Source organism: Stenotrophomonas sp. STEN022 (genome assembly GCF_056760155.1).
The window spans coordinates 1-1,224 of record NZ_JBRREG010000193.1 but is presented as its reverse complement, the minus strand read 5'-3'; the positions used below and the strand labels follow the sequence as shown (position 1 = coordinate 1,224).

Below are 1,224 nucleotides of genomic sequence, written 5' to 3'. Positions count from 1 at the left end.
GCCGAGCATGGCTTGTATGTTCCTCCCGGCTCCTACGCGGTATGTAGGAGCCAGGGTGGAGGGACCGTCAACATGATATCTGCGGATAGCAGCCGACAGACGAGCCGAGCGATCCCCATCCCGCACCTTAACGTCGATAAAGGATCTAGCGGCCTTTGAGGACCGCCGATGTAGGCAAGCCAACGTGGTGCGGTACCACCCCAGCCCCTCAACAATAGCTGGGAGTTGCGCAGATGTCAGATCATTTGGCCGTCGGCATCGATGCCGACTCAAAGAGCCTTGTGGTGGCACGCCATGGCACCAAAGGCAGCACTCGAATCCCCAATTCAGCGTCAGCCATCGGTAAGTGGCTGTCCACTCTGCCGGTCGGGTCTCGCATTGGAGTGGAAGCAACCAATCGCTACCACGAGCTTGTGGTTCAAGCTGCCCAGAAGGCCGGCCACGTCGTCTTTGTGCTCAATCCGCGCGACATCAAACATTACGCCAAGGGCGTGGCCTGCCGCGGCAAAACCGACTCAGGTGACGCGCAGGTCATTGCGCGTTACATCGCCAAGGAGGCCGACAATCTGCATGAGCATGTCGCCCGATCGCCTGCGCAGGAGCAGCTGCATGTGCTGCTCCAGCAACGTGACAGCCTGGTCCGGAGCAAGGCGAAGTTGAATCTCTCGCTAGGCGCGGGGGCGTCGGAGTCGGCCATCTTTGGGCGCATCTTCGATGGTCTGAAAGAGGCCATTGCCCTGCTCGACCAACAGATTCAGCAGCTGTGCCGCAGTGGCGAACAGCGCGACCTGTATCGGCGGATCATGACCATTCCGGGGGTTGGGCCGACGGTAGCGGCCTTCGTCACCCATCACATCACACGATGGCCCTTGACCAGCTCGGACGCCTGGATCGCCTGTACCGGCCTGGATCCGCGCCCCAACGAATCCGGCGCCCGGATCGGTAGGCGGCGCCTGTCCAAGCGCGGCAACGCCAGCCTGCGCCAGATCCTCTACATGGCGGCCATGGGACTGACCCGCTCCAAAAATGGCAAAGCCCTTTACAACGCCATCCGCGAACGCGGCCACAGCAGTACTGCCAGTTTCAACATCCTGGCCAGAAAGCTGGCCAGGATCGCTTGGGGCGTCTTCAAGAGCGGCCGGGACTTTGACCCGGCCATGCTGAAAGTGGGTCAAGCCTGCTTCCAGCAGGCTTGACCACGAACATAGGATCTCGGCTCTACAG

Annotated in this window: 1 protein-coding gene; it reads left to right on the top strand. The window is 61.2% G+C overall.

Features of this window, described 5'->3' with window-relative positions:
- Positions 1-245: 245 nt before the first annotated feature.
- Positions 246-1,196, top strand: coding sequence for an IS110 family transposase (locus tag ACVOMF_RS20870; RefSeq protein ID WP_478405445.1), 951 nt, complete (start codon positions 246-248; stop codon positions 1,194-1,196).
- The last annotated feature ends 28 nt before the right edge of the window (positions 1,197-1,224 follow it).